Origin of the sequence: Hephaestia caeni (assembly GCF_003550065.1) — a bacterium.
In the GTDB taxonomy this organism is placed as follows: Bacteria; Pseudomonadota; Alphaproteobacteria; order Sphingomonadales; family Sphingomonadaceae; genus Sphingomonas; species Sphingomonas caeni_A.
Genome location: NZ_QXDC01000004.1, coordinates 549,828 through 567,843 on the forward strand (window position 1 = coordinate 549,828; position 18,016 = coordinate 567,843).

Annotated in this window: 22 protein-coding genes; 9 read left to right on the plus strand and 13 right to left on the minus strand. The window is 66.7% G+C overall.

The window, feature by feature from the left end:
- Nucleotides 1-14 precede the first annotated feature (14 nt).
- The gene (locus DFR49_RS17185; RefSeq protein WP_119036893.1) at nucleotides 15-1,310 is read left to right on the plus strand and encodes an alkaline phosphatase family protein; all 1,296 of its coding nucleotides are present in this window, start codon (nucleotides 15-17) and stop codon (nucleotides 1,308-1,310) included.
- Nucleotides 1,311-1,314: 4 nt separating this feature from the next.
- Nucleotides 1,315-1,764: a MaoC family dehydratase gene (locus DFR49_RS17190; protein WP_119036894.1), complete on the plus strand. Its 450-nt coding sequence runs from the start codon at nucleotides 1,315-1,317 to the stop codon at nucleotides 1,762-1,764.
- A 13-nt stretch (nucleotides 1,765-1,777) separates the two neighbouring features.
- Here DFR49_RS17190 and DFR49_RS17195 read toward each other — a convergent pair whose 3' ends face one another.
- The 5 genes from DFR49_RS17195 to petA form a co-directional block, all read right to left on the minus strand.
- A complete protein-coding gene (locus DFR49_RS17195; protein WP_119036895.1) occupies nucleotides 1,778-2,419 on the minus strand; it encodes a hypothetical protein in 642 nt (213 codons plus the stop codon).
- A 167-nt stretch (nucleotides 2,420-2,586) separates the two neighbouring features.
- Nucleotides 2,587-3,120, minus strand: coding sequence for an adenine phosphoribosyltransferase (locus DFR49_RS17200; RefSeq protein ID WP_281271790.1), 534 nt, complete (start codon nucleotides 3,118-3,120; stop codon nucleotides 2,587-2,589).
- A 105-nt stretch (nucleotides 3,121-3,225) separates the two neighbouring features.
- Nucleotides 3,226-4,068 (minus strand): cytochrome c1, encoded by an 843-nt coding sequence (locus DFR49_RS17205; protein ID WP_119036897.1) that lies wholly within the window; start codon nucleotides 4,066-4,068, stop codon nucleotides 3,226-3,228.
- 15 nt (nucleotides 4,069-4,083) lie between these two features.
- A complete protein-coding gene (locus tag DFR49_RS17210; RefSeq protein ID WP_119036898.1) occupies nucleotides 4,084-5,373 on the minus strand; it encodes a cytochrome b in 1,290 nt (429 codons plus the stop codon).
- Between the two features lies 1 nt (nucleotide 5,374).
- Nucleotides 5,375-5,962: a ubiquinol-cytochrome c reductase iron-sulfur subunit gene (gene petA / locus DFR49_RS17215; RefSeq protein ID WP_119036899.1), complete on the minus strand. Its 588-nt coding sequence runs from the start codon at nucleotides 5,960-5,962 to the stop codon at nucleotides 5,375-5,377.
- Between the two features lie 194 nt (nucleotides 5,963-6,156).
- Here petA and DFR49_RS17220 point away from each other — a divergent pair, with 194 nt between their 5' ends.
- The 4 genes from DFR49_RS17220 to DFR49_RS17235 all read left to right on the plus strand — a co-directional run bounded on the left by DFR49_RS17220 (nucleotide 6,157) and on the right by DFR49_RS17235 (nucleotide 8,329).
- Nucleotides 6,157-6,606, plus strand: a complete 450-nt coding sequence (locus tag DFR49_RS17220) for a tRNA (cytidine(34)-2'-O)-methyltransferase (protein WP_119036900.1) — start codon at nucleotides 6,157-6,159, stop codon at nucleotides 6,604-6,606.
- A gap of 29 nt (nucleotides 6,607-6,635) precedes the next feature.
- Nucleotides 6,636-7,475, plus strand: a complete 840-nt coding sequence (hemF, locus tag DFR49_RS17225; RefSeq protein WP_119036901.1) for an oxygen-dependent coproporphyrinogen oxidase — start codon at nucleotides 6,636-6,638, stop codon at nucleotides 7,473-7,475.
- Nucleotides 7,476-7,545: 70 nt separating this feature from the next.
- Nucleotides 7,546-7,701 (plus strand): YodC family protein, encoded by a 156-nt coding sequence (locus DFR49_RS17230; RefSeq protein WP_119037281.1) that lies wholly within the window; start codon nucleotides 7,546-7,548, stop codon nucleotides 7,699-7,701.
- A 19-nt stretch (nucleotides 7,702-7,720) separates the two neighbouring features.
- A complete protein-coding gene (locus DFR49_RS17235) occupies nucleotides 7,721-8,329 on the plus strand; it encodes a GNAT family N-acetyltransferase (RefSeq protein ID WP_119036902.1) in 609 nt (202 codons plus the stop codon).
- Here DFR49_RS17235 and DFR49_RS17240 read toward each other — a convergent pair.
- Both DFR49_RS17240 and DFR49_RS17245 read right to left on the minus strand, forming a co-directional pair.
- Nucleotides 8,293-9,075, minus strand: a complete 783-nt coding sequence (locus DFR49_RS17240) for a hypothetical protein (protein ID WP_119036903.1) — start codon at nucleotides 9,073-9,075, stop codon at nucleotides 8,293-8,295. The genes DFR49_RS17235 and DFR49_RS17240 overlap by 37 nt on opposite strands.
- On the minus strand, nucleotides 9,072-9,902 hold the full coding sequence (locus DFR49_RS17245) for a hypothetical protein (RefSeq protein ID WP_119036904.1): 831 nt from the start codon (nucleotides 9,900-9,902) through the stop codon (nucleotides 9,072-9,074). The genes DFR49_RS17240 and DFR49_RS17245 overlap by 4 nt, the downstream gene beginning before the upstream one ends.
- Before the next feature lie 77 nt (nucleotides 9,903-9,979).
- Here DFR49_RS17245 and lipB point away from each other — a divergent pair, with 77 nt between their 5' ends.
- The 3 genes from lipB (at nucleotide 9,980) to DFR49_RS17260 (ending at nucleotide 11,923) form a co-directional block, all read left to right on the plus strand.
- Nucleotides 9,980-10,633, plus strand: coding sequence for a lipoyl(octanoyl) transferase LipB (gene lipB, locus DFR49_RS17250; protein ID WP_119036905.1), 654 nt, complete (start codon nucleotides 9,980-9,982; stop codon nucleotides 10,631-10,633).
- A 101-nt stretch (nucleotides 10,634-10,734) separates the two neighbouring features.
- On the plus strand, nucleotides 10,735-11,016 hold the full coding sequence (locus tag DFR49_RS17255) for a hypothetical protein (RefSeq protein ID WP_245968614.1): 282 nt from the start codon (nucleotides 10,735-10,737) through the stop codon (nucleotides 11,014-11,016).
- 205 nt (nucleotides 11,017-11,221) lie between these two features.
- Nucleotides 11,222-11,923: a hypothetical protein gene (locus tag DFR49_RS17260; RefSeq protein ID WP_119036906.1), complete on the plus strand. Its 702-nt coding sequence runs from the start codon at nucleotides 11,222-11,224 to the stop codon at nucleotides 11,921-11,923.
- Between the two features lie 49 nt (nucleotides 11,924-11,972).
- Here the strand turns inward: DFR49_RS17260 and queE are convergent, their stop codons facing one another.
- From queE to DFR49_RS17290, 6 genes are all read right to left on the minus strand, one after another.
- Nucleotides 11,973-12,605 carry a 7-carboxy-7-deazaguanine synthase gene (queE, locus tag DFR49_RS17265; RefSeq protein WP_119036907.1) on the minus strand — a complete coding sequence of 211 codons (633 nt, stop codon included), beginning with the start codon at nucleotides 12,603-12,605 and terminating at the stop codon, nucleotides 11,973-11,975.
- A gap of 11 nt (nucleotides 12,606-12,616) precedes the next feature.
- Entirely contained in the window at nucleotides 12,617-13,306 is a 690-nt protein-coding gene (gene queC / locus DFR49_RS17270; RefSeq protein ID WP_119036908.1) for a 7-cyano-7-deazaguanine synthase QueC, read from the minus strand.
- A gap of 364 nt (nucleotides 13,307-13,670) precedes the next feature.
- A complete protein-coding gene (gene hslO / locus DFR49_RS17275; RefSeq protein ID WP_119036909.1) occupies nucleotides 13,671-14,576 on the minus strand; it encodes an Hsp33 family molecular chaperone HslO in 906 nt (301 codons plus the stop codon).
- A gap of 143 nt (nucleotides 14,577-14,719) precedes the next feature.
- Entirely contained in the window at nucleotides 14,720-15,637 is a 918-nt protein-coding gene (argF, locus tag DFR49_RS17280) for an ornithine carbamoyltransferase (RefSeq protein ID WP_119036910.1), read from the minus strand.
- A gap of 144 nt (nucleotides 15,638-15,781) precedes the next feature.
- Nucleotides 15,782-16,972: an aspartate aminotransferase family protein gene (locus DFR49_RS17285; protein ID WP_119036911.1), complete on the minus strand. Its 1,191-nt coding sequence runs from the start codon at nucleotides 16,970-16,972 to the stop codon at nucleotides 15,782-15,784.
- Nucleotides 16,973-17,168: 196 nt separating this feature from the next.
- The gene (locus DFR49_RS17290) at nucleotides 17,169-18,014 is read right to left on the minus strand and encodes an ABC transporter permease (protein WP_119036912.1); all 846 of its coding nucleotides are present in this window, start codon (nucleotides 18,012-18,014) and stop codon (nucleotides 17,169-17,171) included.
- Nucleotides 18,015-18,016 lie beyond the last annotated feature (2 nt).

Consider the following 18,016-nt stretch of genomic DNA (forward strand, 5'->3'; position numbering starts at 1 on the left):
CGAAGGAGATTTGGATGATTCGATTGCGTGCCATGCTCGCCGCCCTGCTCGCGATCGGGCTGTCGGGCTGTATCGTCGCCGCGCCGCCTCCGCCGCTGCCCGCGCTGCTCGCCTCGGCCGAGGCGACGCCCAAGCCGCCGGTGACGATCCTCGTCTCGATCGATGGCTTCCGCGCCGATTATATGGCGCGCGGGGTGACGCCACGGCTCGCCGCGCTTGCGGCCGCCGGCGTCACCGCGCCGATGGCACCGTCCTTCCCATCGAAGACCTTCCCCAACCACTGGACGCTGGTGACGGGCGAGGTGCCCGATCGGCACGGCATCGTCGCCAACAAGATGGAAGACCCCGCGCGGCCCGGCGAAACCTTCACGATGGCGAGCGACGATCCCTTCTGGTGGAACGCCGCCTCGCCGATCTGGGTCGATGCGGAGAAAGCGGGCATCCGCACCGCGACGATGTTCTGGCCGGGTGCCAACGTCGCCTGGGGCGGCACGCGCGCGGCGGATTGGCCGCACGCCATCACCGGCGGCACCCGCCCCGAGGACTGGCAGCAGTTCAACCAGGTCGTCTCGGGCGAACAGCGCGTCAACGCGGTGCTCGATTGGCTGCGGCGGCCGGCGGCGATCCGGCCGAAATTCGTCACGCTCTATTTCGATACGGTCGACACCGCCGGCCACCTCTACGGGCCGGACGACGCGCGCACGAACGCGGCGATCGCCGATGTCGACGCCAGGATCGGGATGCTCGTCGACGGGCTGAAGGCGCTGCGCCAGCCCGCCAACCTCGTCATCGTCGCCGATCACGGCATGGCGGCGACCTCGAGCGACCGCGTCGTCGCGCTCGACAAATTGGCCGATCCCAAACTCTATCGCGTCGTCGAGAGCGGTCCCTATGCCTCGTTCGAGCCGACGGAAGGGAATGATGCGGCGCTGGCCAAGGCGCTGCTCAGGCCCCACGATCACATGCAATGCTGGCCCAAGGCCGAGATTCCGGCGCGCTTCCACTACGGCGCCAACCGCCGCGTTCCGCCCTGGCTCTGCCTCGCCGAGACCGGATGGCTGATCCAGCCGACCGCGCCGACCGCGCCCTTCACCGGCGGCAATCACGGCTATGACAACGCCGCGCCGGAGATGGCGGCGCTGTTCCTCGCCCACGGCCCCGCGTTCGCGCGTGGGCGAACGCTGCCGGGCTTTGCCAATGTCGATGTCGAACCGCTGCTGCGCGACCTGCTCGGGATGCCGCTCGATCCTGAGGTCGACGGCACCGACGCCCCCTTCAAGCCTATCCTGATCCCGGTCGAGGAACGCTGAACTCATGCAATATTTCGAGGATATCGAGATCGGCCACAAAGCGCGCTTCGGCGCCTATGAGGTGACGCGCGACGAAGTGGTGGCGTTCGCGGGCAAATACGACCCGCAACCTTTTCACCTTTCCGACGAAGCCGCCGCCGAGACGCATTTCGGACGGCTGTCGGCAAGCGGGTGGCACACCTGCGCGATGACGATGGCGATGGTGGTCGGGAATCTGAAAGCCAACCGGCAGGCCGGGCTCGGTTCACCGGGAATCGACGAACTGCGCTGGCTCAAGCCCGTCTATCCGGGCGACACGCTGACCTGCGAAACCGAGATCCTCGACAAGCGCGTGTCGCGCAGCCGCCCCGAAATGGGCAGTTACCGCAGCCGCATGACCGTGCTCAACCAGCATGGTGAGCGCGTGATGACCTTCATCTCGATCGCGCTCATCCGCACGCGGCCGCTCGACTGAACCGGGCTTTGCCCTAACGCCGCTGGCGATCGTTATGGCCGCGCGACGGCGTGGTGCCGCGCTGGCCGCTCACCCGAGGCGCGTGCGCCCGCGGCGTGTAGGTGCGCGGGGTTTGAGCGCGCGGAGTCTGGGTACGCGGAGTCTGCGCACGCGGCGTCCGGGTGCGCGGCGTCTCGGCACCGGGCGCACGCCCTTGCCAGCGGCCCGGCGAGCCCCTGCCGCCACGATTCCAGTTCCGGTCGCCGCGATTGTGGTCGCCGCGATTCCAATCATGGTCGCCCCGATCGCGATCGCCGCGGTTCCAGCCGCCCCAATTGCCCTTGTTGTCGCCGCGCCAGTCGCGATGCTGGCGCCGATAATGCTCGCCGCGCCGGCTCCAATAGCGCTGCTGGCTGCTCGACCAGCGATGCGGGCGGCGATAGCGATCGTACACATAGACGCCGGTGCCCGGATAATAATAATCGCCGTACCAGCCGTAATAGGACGGCGCGTACCCATAACCGTAGCCGCCGTAATAATCGTCGTAATAGGGGTCGCCGTAATAGCCGCCGTAGCCAAGCGACGCGCCGCCATAATAGCCGTCGGAAGCGCAGGCCGAGAGGCCGAGGCCGGCCGCGAGCACGAGCCCGACGATGCCGAAGCGGGAAAGAGACATGGGAATACTCTCCTGATACGCGGAAAACTGCCGTTGCTGATCGCTATAGCACGCGGACGATGACCCGGGCATGAACCGCGACGAGCGGAAGATGCGAGCGATTTCCGCACGATTTCAACGGCGGCGTCAAGTCCGCGGTTCCGCCGGCGGCATCGAGCCGCGATGCGTCAATCGCCCGCGAAGGCGACCAGCGAGCGCACCTCGACGCCATCGGCGCGCAGCGCGTCCGCGCCGCCCAGGTCGGGAAGATCGACCACGAAATGCGCCTGGGTGACGACCGCGCCCGCCTTGCGCAGCAACCGCACCGCCGCGCGCGCGGTGCCGCCGGTCGCGATCAGATCGTCGATCAACAACACCCGCGCGCCGGGCGCACAGGCGTCGGCGTGCATCGCGATCCGATCATGGCCGTATTCGAGCGCATATTCCTCGGCGATCGTCGCGCCGGGCAGCTTACCGTCCTTGCGGATCAGCAGCACGCCTGCATTCAGCGGCACCGCCAACGCCGCGGCGAACAGGAAACCGCGCGCCTCGATCCCCGCGACCAGATCGACCGGCCCGTCGACCGCGGCGACCATGCGATCGATCGTCGTCTTCAGCCCGTGCGCGTCGAGCAGCAACGTGGTGATGTCGCGGAACATGATCCCGGGCTTGGGGAAATCCGGGATCGTGCGGATGCGCGCCTTGAGGTCGTCGTTGTTCACCGAACCACTCCCGTCATCCCCGCGCAGGCGGGGGTCCATGTCTCTCTCGGGTGCCCCAAGCTCCAGTCATGGACCCCAGCTTTCGCCGGGGTGACGGCAAGGCGATCAATGCTCCACGTTGCGCCAGACGTTCTTGTAGGCGCCCCAGGTCAGGAAGCAGAAGATCAGCAGGAAGATCACCGCCGCCATGCCCGCCGCGTGGCGCGCTTCGAGCTTGGGCTCCGCCGTCCAGACGAGGAACGCGGTTACGTCGGTCGACATCTGGTCGATCGTCGGCTTGGTGCCGTCGACATACTGGACCTGGCCGTCGCTGTTGATCTGCTGCGCCATCGCGATCGCCAGCGACGGGAAATACGGGTTGTAGTGCAGCCCTTCGAGCACCTCGAAATCGGGGTACTTCTTGGCGATCTCGGGATCGGGCTTCTCGTATCCGGTCAGGATCGAATGGATGTACGCCGCCCCGCCCTCGCGCGCCTTGACGATCAGCGACAGATCGGGCGGCAGCGCGTTGTTGTTCGCCGCGCGCGCCGCGACATCGTTCGCGAACGGCCTGGGGAACGGATCGGACGGCAGGTTCTTGCGCGTCGAGGCTTCGCCGGTGTCGGGGTTGATCGTCGGCTGCTCGATCACCCACTGGTCGGCGATCGCCTTCACCTCGGCCTTGTTATAGCCGATGCCCTCGAGATCGCGGAAATGCACGAGGTCGATCGAGTGGCACGCCGCGCAGACTTCCTTGTACACCTGGAAGCCGCGCTGGAGCTGCTGGTTGTCATACTTGCCGAACGGGCCGTCGGAGGCCAGCGAGAGCGGCTTGGGCTCCTTGTGGAATTCCTCGGTGACGGTCGGCTGCGGCGGCTCGGTGATGAGGCCGCTGATGCTGCTCACCAACGCGAACAGCAGCGCCCCCACGAAGCCTGCGCCGACGAGCCAGGAAAAGAAACGAACCATTGTTCTCGTTGCCCCTTATTCGGCTGCCAGCGTGGAATCGGCCGGGCTGCCGCCCTTCTTCGCGAGCACGGCCTCGGTGATCGAGTTCGGCAGCGGCCGCGGCCGCTCGGTGCGCGAGATGATCGGCAGGATGATGAGGAAGTGCGCGAAATAATAGATCGCGGCGATCTGACCGGTGATGACATAGCCCGGCGTCGCGGGCGAACCGCCGCACCAGCCCAGCACCAGGATATCGAGGATCAGGATGCCGAAGAAGATGCGGAAGGTCGGGCGGTATTTGCCCGAGCGCACCGGCGAGCTGTCGATCCACGGCAGGAAGAACAGCAGCAGGATCGAGGCGAACATCGCCAGCACGCCCCACAGCTTCGCCGGGATCCACAGGAAGTTGAAGGTGAAGGCGCGCAGGATCGCGTAGAACGGCCAGAAATACCATTCGGGCACGATATGCGCCGGGGTCGAAAGCGGGTTCGCCGGGATGTAATTGTCCGAATGGCCCAGATAATTGGGCGCGAAGAACAGGATCACCGCGAACACCAGCAGGAACACGCCGACGCCGACGCCGTCCTTGGCGGTGTAATAGGGATGGAACGGCACCGTATCCTGCTCGCCCTTCACGTCGACGCCCGTCGGGTTCGACGATCCCGGAATATGCAGCGCCCAGATGTGGAGGATGATCACCCCCGCGATCACGAACGGCAGCAGGTAATGGAGCGAGAAGAAGCGGTTGAGCGACGCATCGCCGGGCGCGAAGCCGCCGAGCAGCCACACGCGCACCGATTCGCCGACGACGGGAATCGCCGAGAAGAAGCCGGTGATCACCTGCGCGCCCCAGAAGCTCATCTGCCCCCAGGGCAGCACATAACCCATGAACGCGGTCGCCATCATCAGCAGGAAGATGACGACGCCCAGCAGCCACACCATCTCGCGCGGCGCCTTGTACGATCCGTAATACAGCCCGCGGAAGATGTGGATATAGACCACGATGAAGAACATCGACGCGCCGGTGGCGTGCGCATAGCGCAGCAGCCAGCCCGCGTTGACGTCGCGCATGATGTGCTCGACAGACAGGAAAGCGATGTCCGCATTGGCGGCATAATGCATCGCGAGCACGATGCCGGTGACGATCTGGATCGTCAGCGCGACGCCGGCGAGAACACCGAAATTCCAGAAATAGTTGAGGTTGCGTGGCACCGGATAGCCCGCGCCGACCGCGTTGTAGACGAGCCGCGGGAGCGGCAGCCGCTCGTCGACCCAGCGCATGACCGGGTTTTTCGGCTGATACTGGTTTGCCCAGGGAAAGCTCATCTTACGACCCCACCTTTACGATCGTATCGGACGTGAATGCATATTCGGGCACCGGCAGGTTGGTTGGCGCCGGGCCTTTGCGGATTCGCGCGGCGGTATCGTATTGCGAGCCGTGACAGGGGCAGAAATAGCCGCCGTATTCGCCGCGCGGCTCGCCTTCCTTGTTGCCCAGCGGCACGCAACCCAGGTGCGTGCAGACGCCGATCGTGATCAGCCAGTTCTTGTGGCCTTCCTTGGTGCGCTGCTCGAGCGTCTCGGGATCGCGCAGGTCGGACATCGGCACCGCATCGGCCTCGGCGATCTCCTTGGCCGTCAGATAGCGCACGAACAGCGGCTGCGAGCGGAAAGTCGTCGTCACCGCCTGGCCCTCGGCGATCTTGGACAGATCGACCTCGGTCGTCGACAGCGCGAGCACGTCGGCCGACGGGCTCATCTGGTTGACCAGCGGCAGCACCACCACGCCCGCGCCGACGCCGGCAAAGGCGACCGCGGCGACATTGATGAAATCACGGCGGCGGGGATCGTGCGCTTCCTCAAGATACGGTTCGGGCGATTCGCCCGGCGGAATCGCATTGTCAGCACTAGCCATTCACTTGCCCTTGCACTTCGATTTGCCCACGCGGCTGCGTCGTGAAACGCGACCGCGACGAACCGGCAGAACGCCACGCGGATTATCCCCGTCCCCACGGGGGTCGGCGGCCTGATAGCGCCCGAGACGCGGCTTTGCCAATGGCTTTTCTGGACTCTTGCGACCGTAACGACCGCGGCGCTAGGCGAGGCGACATGCGATTGGCACTCTACCAACCCGATATCGCGGGCAATGTCGGCACGATCCTGCGGCTCGCGGCGTGCCTCGGAGTCGGCGTCGACCTGATCGAACCGATGGGATTCGCCTTCTCGGATCGGGCGCTCCAGCGCGCCGGAATGGATTACGCCGCGCAGGCCGAGGTGACGCGCCATGCCGATTGGGCGGCGTTCGAAGCAAGCGCGACGCGGATCGTCCTGCTGACGACCGAGGGCGGCGTGCGGCTCGATCGGGCGCGATTCGCGGGCGCCGACACGCTTCTCCTCGGCAGCGAGAGCGCGGGCGTGCCGCGCCACGTCCACGATCGCGCCGACGTGCGCGTGCGAATCCCGATGCGTGCGGGCTTCCGCTCGCTCAACATTGCGGTCGCCGGCGCGATGGCGCTCGGCGAGGCGCTGCGCCAGACGGGCGGATGGCCCCTTCCCTAGCGCGGCGCGCAGCGGATAAGGGAGCCCGCATGGAACTCGACCCTCAACAGCACGCCGCCCGCACCTGGTTCGAGGCGCTGCGGAATCGCATCTGCGCCGCCTTCGAAAGAATCGAGGCCGAGGCCGGATCGGACGCGACCTTCGCCTACACTCCCTGGGATCGCACCGATCCCTCGGGCGACCCCGGCGGCGGCGGGGTGCGCGGGGTGATGAAGGGCAAGGTGTTCGAAAAGGTCGGCGTCAACGTCTCGACCGTCGGCGGCAGGTTCGACGGCGATTTCGCCAAATCGATCCACGGCGCGGGCGAGGATCCCCGCTTCTTCGCGACCGGGATCAGCCTCGTCGCGCACATGGCCAACCCGCACGTTCCCGCGGTCCACATGAACACGCGCTTCCTCGTCACGACCAAGCGCTGGTTCGGCGGCGGCGCCGATCTCAACCCGCCGATCCCCTATGCGGAGGATACCGCCGATTTCCACGCCGCGATGAAGGCCGCGTGCGACGCGCACGATTCCGATCATTATCCGCGCTTCAAAAAGTGGGCGGACGAGTATTTCTACATCCCCCACCGCAAGGTGCATCGCGGCGTCGGCGGCATTTTCTACGATCATCTCGAAGGCGATTTCGACGCCAATTTCGCCTTCACCAAAGACGTGGGGCTAGCATTCCTCGATATCTTCCCCGCGATCGTGCGCCGCCGCATGGGGCTGGCGTGGACCGACGCGGACAAGGCGCGCCAGCTCGAATGGCGCGGCCGCTACGCCGAATTCAACCTCGTCTATGATCGCGGCACCTTGTTCGGGCTCAAGACCGGCGGCAATATCGACGCGATCCTGATGAGCCTGCCCCCACACGCGACATGGGAATAGCCCAACCCTATTGCCCACGCTATTTGTTTCTGATATGTTCCAGACCTTGAATGGAAGCAGAGGTGACGGAATGGATATTGTCGCTGGGGATGTCGTGCAGCTCAAATCTGGCGGACCGACAATGACTGTTGAGTGGGTCGAGGATAGCGCAGCCTATTGTGTGTGGTTCGATGGCAAGAAGCAGTCAGGCGAGCGATTCTACACCACCTCTCTCAACAAGGTTTGAGAACATCTGAGTCGGCCAGGTGGGTTTAACCCCCATCCCCGACGACCAGTTGGCGACGATCGTCACCACGCTGGAAATGACGGCCCGGCCCGCGCTTCGGCCGATCCCCGAATCGCCGTTGCACCTGGTGCGCTGGGAACGCCCCGAGCCGGAGAAATATCGCACGCTGTTCCGCCGCGTCGGCGGGCCGTGGCTGTGGTTCTCGCGGCTGGTGATGGCCGAGGCCGATCTGCTCGCGATCATCCGCGATCCCGATGTCGCCGTCTTCGCGGTCGTCGACGGCCGGCGAATCGAGGTCGGGATGCTCGAACTCGATTTCCGCCACCCCGGCCAATGCGAGCTTTCCTATGTCGGCCTCGTCCCCGACCTCGCCGGGCAGGGCCACGGCCGCTGGCTGATGGCGCACGCGCTGGCGCTCGCCTGGCGCAAGCAGGTCGCGCGCGTCTGGGTGCATACGTGCACGCTCGACCATCCCGCGGCGCTCGGCTTCTACCGCGCGAGCGGCTTCACGCCCGTCCGTCGCACGATCGAGACCTTCACCGATCCGCGCGCGCTGGGCGTGCTGCCCCCCGACGCCGCGCCGCAAATCCCTTATTTGGCGGCCGGCCCGGCCGACAGGCGCCGGTAGAATTCGACCTGGATCAGCACGAGCAGCACCGCGGCGCCCGACTGGACGGCGGCCGCGAGCCCGTCGACCACCGCCATCGCGATCGGGTTGACCGCGTTCGCCGAGGTCATCAGCGTGCCCGCGCCGACGAATATCTGCGCGACCAGTTCGGCGGCGAAGGTGACGAGCGCGATCAGCGCCGCCAGTACGAGCCCGTTCCCCCGCGTCAGCGCGACGCTGCGCTTCACCGCGCGCACCGCGCCTAGCGGCCGTTCGGCGACGATCGCGGCGCCGGTCAGCATCGTCCGCACGATCCAGTAGAAGGCGGGGACGAGCAGGATGACGATCGCGCCGCCCAACAGCGGCCCCAGCAGCCCGATGCCGGCCACCACCGGCAGCCCGATCAGCACCGCCGACAGCAGGTATCGCGGCAGCAGCCGCAGCGCCTGGCCGAGCGCGGTCTTGAGATCGGGCCGGCGCCGGTCGAGATAGAGCGACAGGATCACGAGCACGCCGTAAAACGCACACAGATAGGCGGCGAGATACCAGCCGCTGTTGCGCACCATCCAGTCGAGCAGCGCCTGCGTCTGCGCGGTGGTCGCCGCCGTCGAGCCGTCGCCCTTTTCCAGCACCGGCGCATCGAGCAGCAGCAGCAGCGCAAGCTGCGGCAGGAACAGCGTCAGCCCCGCCACCGGCAACAGCACGGCGTGATCGGCGCGCAGCCGCGCCCAGGCGCTGCGCAGGGTTCCAACGAGATCGAGTTTCATTCGGCCTCTGCGGGAAGATCCCGTGCCGCACGCGTGGCGAGATACAGTTCGGCTGCGAACGCCGCGGCGAGCACGGTGAACACCGTCGTCACCGCGCCGCCCACGATCGCGGTAAGCACGGTCGCGAGCGTGATCGCGCCCTCGCCGCCGAAGGCAAGCTGGAAGATCGACCCCAGCACCGTCGTCGCCGCCATCGCGCTGACGCCCCAGACGACGAAGAACAGGATGACGACGCCGACGATCCTGAGCGCCAGCCCGCGGGTGAGCCCGAAGGCGCGCCGGATCGCGCCGACGCCGCGCCGCTCGGCGACGACCACCGAATTGAGCGGCAGCAGCCGCGCCATGCCCCACAGCACCACGATCACCAGCGCGAGCGAATAGAGCCCGACGAACAGCTTGAGCCCCGCCGGCAGCGGCCCCGCCGGGTGCCACTGCCCGGGCACGGTCGACACCCAATCCACGCCCGAGGCGAGGAACGCGATGCCCAGCGGCGCTCCAAGCAAGGCGACGATCAGCGCGACGAGCAGGCCAATGCCGATCGCGGGCAGCAACCGCCGCGCCCCGGTGCGCATCGCCGCCGGCGCGACCGCGCCGGGCTCGACCGCGAGCGCGACCACCGAAAGCTGGCCCCACGCCATCACCACGGCGAGCACGATCGCGACCAGCCCGAAGACCGCGCCTGTCCCCGTGCCCGTCATCGCCGGCCGCAGAATTTCCTGAAAGCAGGTGGGCAGGAAGATCAGCAGCCCCGCAATCGGCAGCACCGCCGCCGAGCGGTCGCCGAGAAACGCCGTCGTCCGGTCCCAGACCGTGCCCATCCTGACCATGATCGCCGCTCCCGTGTCGTGCCGCCTCGATGCTCTAGCGGTTGATCCATTCCTGTGGAAGCGGCAAGGAGCAGCGCGTGGACTCGCCCCTTCCCGACATCGAATGGCGGATCGCCGACGCGCCGGTGCCTTACGAGGAAGCCGTCGCGACGATGGAGGCGCGCGCCGCCGCGGTGCTCGCGGGCGAGGCGCACGAGCTGGTCTGGCTGCTCGAACACCCGCCGATCTACACCGCGGGCACCAGTGCCGACCCCGCCGACCTGCTCGATCCGCGCTTTCCGGTGCACAAGACGGGGCGCGGCGGCAAATACACCTATCACGGCCCCGGCCAGCGGATCGGCTATGTCGTGCTCGATCTGGGACGAAGGGGGCGCGACGTGCGCACCTACGTCCATGCGCTGGAAAACTGGGTGATCGCCGCTTTGTCCCGGATCGGGATCGCGGCCTATCCGGTGCCCGATCGGATCGGCATCTGGACGCGCGACGGCGGCGAAGAGGCCAAGATCGGCGCGATCGGCGTGCGCGTGCGCAAATGGGTGACGCTGCACGGCTTTTCGGTGAATATCGCCCCGGATCTGGCGCATTTCGGCGGCATCGTGCCGTGCGGATTGCCCGATTATCCGGTCACCAGCGTCGCGAAACTCGGGAAAACGGCCGATTTTGCAACTTTCGACGCCGCTCTGGCGTTGCACACCGGCCCGTTCATCGAGTCCCTCGGACAAGCGCGATAAAACGAGACTTGAGGGGCGCCCCATATCCGACTAATGTCCACGCCGGTTTGGGTATTAAGGGCCGCCACGGCCGTCCAAATCCACCAATTAGGGAGCTACAAATGCGTGCAATCCTTTCCAAGCTGGTTATCGGTACGATGGTCGCCGGTGCCGCTCTCGCGGTGTCGGCCTGCGGCGACAAGACCGAGACGACCACCGACAACACCCTCGTCACCGACATGAACATGACGGACGACATGGGCACCATGACCGACAACATGACCGCGGTTGACGGCACGTTGGGCAACGACACCGCGCTCGCCAACGACGCGGCCCTCGTCAACGAAGCGGCGGCCACCGACGCAGCGGCGAATGCGGCCGACGCCACCGCCAACGCGATGTAATCATCGCGATCGCACCGGCCGCTGCCACGGCAGCGCCACGCGATTGAGGGGCCGTCCGAGCGATCGGGCGGCCCTTTCGATTCGGATGCGAAAGAAGGCACGGCGCGCCGCCGGATGCGATCGCCGTTTCGAATTGGGGCAGAAAGAGCTTGGGCCGCGTGCCCGATTCTTCTAGATTCGGCCGCAACGGCCAGGACGAGGAACGATGAGCATGTTACGGATACTGACCGCGGCGGCTGCGGCGATCATGATCTTTTCGGCCACGCCGGCTTCGGCGCAGTTCTTCTTCCAGTCGCGCGACCTGAGCGGCCCGCGCGTGGTGGGCGACGAGCCGGGGATCGGCCAGGCATTGCCGGGCGCGACGCCGGCCGAATTGCGCGCCGAAATGGTGTGGACGTTGCGCGCGGCGATGAACGTCGCAGCGCTCCAGTGCGAGTTCGAACCGACGCTGCTGACGCGAACGAACTACAATGCGATGCTCAAGGATCACAAGGCCGAGCTGGCGGCGTCGCTCGATACGCTGCTCGCCTATTTCGTCCGCACCAACGGCAAGAACAAGCGCCAGGGGCAATTGGCGCTCGATCATTTCAGCACCGTCATCTATTCGAGCTTCTCGACCGTCTCGGCGCAATATATCTTCTGCCAGACGATGTCGTCGATCGGCCGCGACGTGATCTATGCGCCGCGCGGGGCGATGGGCGACGTCGCGCTCGATCGCATGCGGGAACTGCACAACAGCCTCGTGCCCTGGGGCGAGCAACGCTTCCCCAGCCGGATTTTCGTCGGCCCGCCGCGACTGCCGCGCTTCGACGAGAATTGCTGGACCAAGAAGGATCTGTGGAACACCAAACGATGCGGGCTCCCCTATCCCGCCCCCGGCGCCAGAACCTCGCTGGCGCAGCGGTAGACCACTCCGATGCCGTCACCCCGGACTTGTTCCGGGGTGACGGTTTTCGCTATCGCAGCCCCAGCACCTTGTGCGTCTGCGTCGACAGCCGCCAGCGTGGGCGATCGAGCACCAGCGCGATCGCCGCCTGGCGATTGGCGACGGCGTGGGGATCGTCCTTGGGCTGGATCAGGAAATGGCGGAAATCCCATCCCTCCAGCGCAGCCGGATCGATCCCGTCCTGCGGCCAGACCAGCTTCAATTCGTCGCCCACGCGCTGAACGACGTCGCTGCCCGCCTTGGGGCTGACGCACACCCAGTCGATCGCGGGATGCACGGGCAGCGTGCCGTTGGTCTCGATCGCGATCGCGAAACCGCGCGCGTGGAGCGCCGCGACCAGCGCGTCGTCGACCTGCAACATCGGCTCGCCCCCGGTGAGCACGACGAAACGATGCGCGTCCGCCGCGCCCCAGAAACCCTCGACGGCGGCAGCGAGGCCGGCCGCCTCAGCGAATTTGCCGCCACCCGCGCCGTCCGTCCCCACGAAATCGGTGTCGCAGAAGCGGCACACCGCGGTCGCGCGGTCCTGTTCGCGCCCTGACCACAAATTGCACCCGGCGAAGCGCACGAACACCGCCCGACGCCCGCACTGCACGCCCTCACCCTGGAGCGTCAGGAACATTTCCTTGACGGCATAGGTCATCGGCCGTCGCCTCAGGGCACGGCCGCGTAGACGGTCGGATCGGGCAATCCGGCCTCCGCGAAGCCCTTGGCGCGCAGCCGGCAGCTATCACACAGCCCGCAGTGCCGGTTCCCCAGCGCCGGATCGTAGCACGACCAGCTCAGCCCCGCGTCGAGCCCCAGCCGCGCGGCCTCGCGGACGATATCCGCCTTGCTCAGGTGCTGAAGCGGGGTGTGGACCACGAAGCGATCGCCCTCGACCCCCGCCTTGGTCGCCAGCGCCGCCATCTCCTCGAACGCGGTGATGAATTCGGCCCGGCAATCGGGATAGCCCGAATAATCGAGCGCGTTGACGCCGATATAGAGGTCGCGCGCACCCGCCGCCTCGGCCCAGCCGAGCGCGAGGCTGAGGAAGATCGTGTTGCGCGCGGGCACGTAAGTGATCGGGATGTCGGCGCCCACGCCCCCCTTGGGCACCGCGATGTCGGCGGTGAGCGCCGACCCGCCGAACGCCGACAGGTCGAGCGTCAGCACGACGTGCCGTTCGGCCCCGAGCATCCCCGCGATCCGGTGCGCCGCGGCAAGCTCGACCTGGTGGCGCTGGTTATAGTCGATCGACAGCGCGAGCAGGCGATACCCGTCCTCTTTGGCGCGGGCGGCGGCGACCATCGAATCGAGCCCGCCCGAGACGAGCGCGACGGCAAATGGGGAATCTGTTGGCATGGTCCGTTTCGCTAAAGCCTTGTGCCGACAATCGGCCTCACCACCCACAACCCGTTCGTCCCCGGACTTGATCCGGGGTTGTCGAAGCACCGTTCTTCTTTGCCCCAGTGCGGAAGCAAGAACGGCCCTTCGACAAGCTCAGGGCGAACGGGTCAGGTTGAACGCTCCGTGCCCTAGGAGCCGGACGCGCGAAGCGCAATCTCGATGCGGTGCGCCCTCGCGCCACCCCATACAAAAAGAGGGCCGCCTTTGAGAGCGGCCCAGTCCAGTCCTCGCGGACCATCTAGGGAGAAAAGCGTGCCCACAAATGACACGCGAACACCTCTAGCACCACCAGGGTAAACCCACGGTTAACAAGCCCGGCTCAGGCGGCGGCCGCCGCAACCGGGAAACTCCGCGCGCAGAACGCGCAATCGACGCTGATGACGCCGTTCTCATCGGCCATCTCGCGCTGTTCCGCGGGCGGGAATTTGGCGAGCACCTGCGCGATATAGTCGGGCGTGCAGCGGCACCCGCGCACCAGCGGCGTCGCGCCGAGCAGGCGCACCTCGTCCTCCTCGTTGAACAGCCGCCACACCAGCGTCTCCAGCGGCACGCCCGCATCGGCAAGCTCGTCGATCCCCATCGTCTGCGCCAGCACCGCGACATGCTCCCATTCGGGATGGTCGAGCCGGGTATGGAGCCGCTCGCGCCCTTCCTCACCCTCGGGCAGATGCTGGAGGAATAGCCCGCCCGCGCGGCACCCGCCAGCCCCGCGCTCCATGCCGAGGCGCACCAGCGTCGGGATCTGTTCGGACTGGATGAAATAGCGCTCGACGGCATCGGCCAGCGTGTCGCCGTCGAGCGGCACGATCCCCTGATAGCGCTCGCCGGTCAGCGCCTGATCGAACGTGACGGCGAGATAGCCCGTGCCGAACAGCGCGAACAGCGTCGGATCGGCCGGCATCTCGGCCAGCCGCTCGGCATCGAACTGGACATAGCCGCGCACCTCGCCGCCGCGATAGTCGCACACCAGCAATTGCACCGGGCCGCTGTCGGACTGCGCCTGCATCGTCAATTGCCCGCCCGCATCCTTGAGCGTCGAGCCGATCAGCGCGGCCAGCGTCAACGCCTCAGCGAGTAGCGCCTCGATCGCCGGCGGATAGGCGTGCGCCGCCAGTACCTCGTCGAGCACCGGCCCGAGCCGCACCAGCCGCCCGCGCGCATGCTTGCCCGGAATCGCGAAGCCGAGCGCGCGGTCGAGATCGGGAGTTGTCGTGCTCTCATACATCAGGAAACACCGTTCGGGCTGAGCTTGTCGAAGCCCCGCTCTGTCTTCGCCGGCCGGAAGAAGAACGGCCCTTCGACAAGCTCAGGGCGAACGGGGTTATGGGGCAAGGCCGGGAGATAGGAGCGCGCGTCTCGCGCCGCAACTCACCCCAATTGCCCGAAGCACCAGCGCAGCACCGATTTCTGCGCGTGGAGCCGGTTCTCTGCCTCTCTCCAGATCAGCGATCGCGGCCCGTCGATCACCTCGGCGGTCACTTCCTCGCCGCGATGCGCGGGCAGGCAATGGAGGAACGCCGCGTCCTGCTTCGCTCCCGCCATCAGGTCCGCCGTCACCTGAAACGGCATCATCGCCGCAAGCTTGGTGTCGGCGTGATCCTGCCCCATCGAGATCCAGGTATCGGTGACGATCACATCGGCGCCATCCACCGCCTCGCGCGCATTGCCGACGCAGCGCGCGCGGCCCTGCCCCAGCGCGAGATCGGCCTCGGACGGCTGATAGCCTTGCGGGCACGCCGCGACGACGTCGAACTGCATCAGGCCCGCCGCTTCCATGATCGAGGCGAGCACGTTGTTGCCGTCGCCCAGCCACGCGACCTTGAGGCCGGGAAGCTGCTTGCCGCTTTCGATGATCGTCAGCAGATCGGCCATGATCTGGCACGGATGCGATGCGTCGGTCAGGCCGTTGATCACCGGCACCGAGGCGTATTCGGCCATTTCCTCGATCTTCGCGTGATCGTCGGTGCGCACCATGATCGCGTCGCAATAGCCCGAGAGCACGCGCGCGGTATCGGCCACGGTCTCGCCGCGCCCGAGCTGGCTGGTCGCGGCGTCGAGCACCAGCGCCGAGCCGCCCAATTGGCGCATCGCCATGTCGAAGCTGACACGGGTGCGCGTCGAATTCTTCTCGAACACCATCGCGAGCACATGCCCGGCAAGCGGCGCATCCGCATCGGCCTTGCCCTTGGGCCAGGCGACTCGCGCCGCCTTGCGATCGATCGCATCGGCCAGCATCGCGGCGACACCATCCGGCCCGGCATCCGAAAGCGAGAGGAAATGGCGCATCAGTTCCTCCCCAAGCTCGCCTCGGGGAGGGGGACCGACGGCCGCAGGCCGTTGGTGGAGGGGCGAGCGCGCCCTCTGTCAAACCCCTCCACCAGCTTCGCTGGTCCCCCTCCCCGAGCAAGCTCGGGGAGGATCAGGTTGGCCTCAATCATCGCTGGGCGGCACATAGGTCCGTGCCCCTTCCGACAGCTTCTCGATCGCCTCGGCGATATGCGCTTCCTCGATCACGTAGGGCGGCAGCAGCCGTACCGTGTTGTCACCCGCCGCGACCGTCAGCAGCCCGTGATGATCGCGCAAATGGGCCACGAAATCGCGGCTCGGGTGCTTGAGCTTCAATCCCTGCATCAGCCCGCGCCCGCGCACGCTCTCGAACAGCGCGTCGTGATTGGGGATGAGCTGTTCCAGGCTCGCGCGCAGCCGCTCGCCCATCGCCGCGACATGATCGAGGAAACCGGGTTCGAGGATCACGTCGAGCACCGCCTCGCCCGCCGCCATCGCCAGCGGATTGCCGCCATAGGTCGAGCCGTGCGTGCCGAACACCATGCCCTTGGCCGCATCCTCGGTCGCAAGGCACGCGCCGAGCGGAAAGCCGCCGCCGATCCCCTTGGCGACCGCCATGATATCGGGGGTGATCCCGTAGAGTTCGTGCGCGAAGAACTTGCCGGTGCGGCCATAGCCGCATTGCACCTCGTCGAGCACCAGCAGCAGCCCGTGGTCGTCGCACGCCTTGCGCAAGCCTTTCAGGAAGGCGTCAGTCGCGGGGCGGATCCCGCCCTCGCCCTGTATCGGCTCGACGAGGAAACCGGCGGTATGCTCGTCGATCAGCGCCAGCGCGCCCTCAAGATCGTTGAACTCGGCATATTTGAAGCCCGGCAGCAGCGGATCGAAACCGTCGCGCAGCTTGGCCTGATTGGTCGCCGAGATCGTCCCGATCGTGCGGCCGTGGAACGCCATGTTGAAGGTGATCAGGTCGTGCCGCTCGGGATTGCCGTTGGCATAGTGATACCGCCGCGCGGTCTTGATCGCGCATTCGACCGCCTCGGCCCCCGAATTGGTGAAGAACACCGTATCGGCAAACGTGGTGTCGACGAGCCGCTGCGCCAGATGCTCGCCTTGTGGGCTGCCGTACATGTTCGAGACGTGCATCAGCGTCTCGGCCTGTTTCTGGATCGCGCCGATCAGATGCGGATGGCTGTGGCCGAGCGCGTTGACCGCGATCCCGCTCGCGAAATCGAGAAAGCGGCGGCCGTCGTCGGCAATCAGATAGACACCCTCGCCTCGCACCGGCCGCACGTCGCACCGCGGGTAGACGGGCATGAGCGGCGTGATGGTCATCGCAAGGGCCTCCTGATTCAAAAAGCAAAGGACGGCCCGGACGGCCGCCCTGCCGCGCTTCTAGGACTGGCGAGAGGACGGCGCAACACCATCAAAGAACCCGTCACCCCGGACCTGTTCCGGGGTCCAACCCTCCGCGAACGCTATCGCTCGAGGCTCGTTGGATGCCGGAACCAGCCCGGCATGACGATCGGGTTCAGCTCTTGAGCTTCCAGCCCCTTCTCAGCAGCATGTAGCACAGCAAACCGAGCGCGACGTTGATCGCGAGCACGAGCGCCGATCCGATCGCGATCGGCGAATCCGCCACCCCCAGGAAGCCATACCGGAAGCCCGAGATGATGTAGAAGAACGGATTGAGATGGCTGATCGCGCGGAAGGCGGGCGCCAGCCGATCGACCGAATAGAAGGTGCCCGACAGCAAGGCGAGCGGCGCGACAACGAAATTGGTCACCGCGGCGGCATGATCGAACTTCTCCGCCCAGATCGAGGTCAGCACCCCGAGGAACGACAGGAACAGCGACCCGAGGAAGCCGAACCACAGGATCGCCCACAGATGATGCGGCGTCACGTCGATGCCCGGCCACAGCGCCATCGCCAGCCACACCGCGCCGCCGACGCAGAACGCGCGCGTCACCGCGCCGCCCGCGATTCCCGCCAGCAATTCCGATGTCGACAGCGGCGGCTGGAGGTAATCGACGATCGTCCCCTGGATCTTGCCGACCAGCAGCGAGAAGCTCGCATTGGCGAATGCGTTCTGGAGCATCCCCATCACGATCAGCCCCGGCGCGATGAAGTCGCCGAACGGCACGCCCATCACCTGCGCCCGCCCGCGTCCGCCCAAAGCGACGGTAAAAATGATGAGATAAAGGAGCGTCGTGATCGCCGGCGCCCAGATCGTCTGGAGCTGGACCTTGAAGAACCGCCGCACCTCCTTCACATAGAGCGTGCGAAGCCCGCCCCAATTGACGTTCCTGATCACGGGCACGCCGGGGGCATTCGCCACCGCCGACTGGATTTCGCCGAAAGGGGGCTGGCTGCTCATGC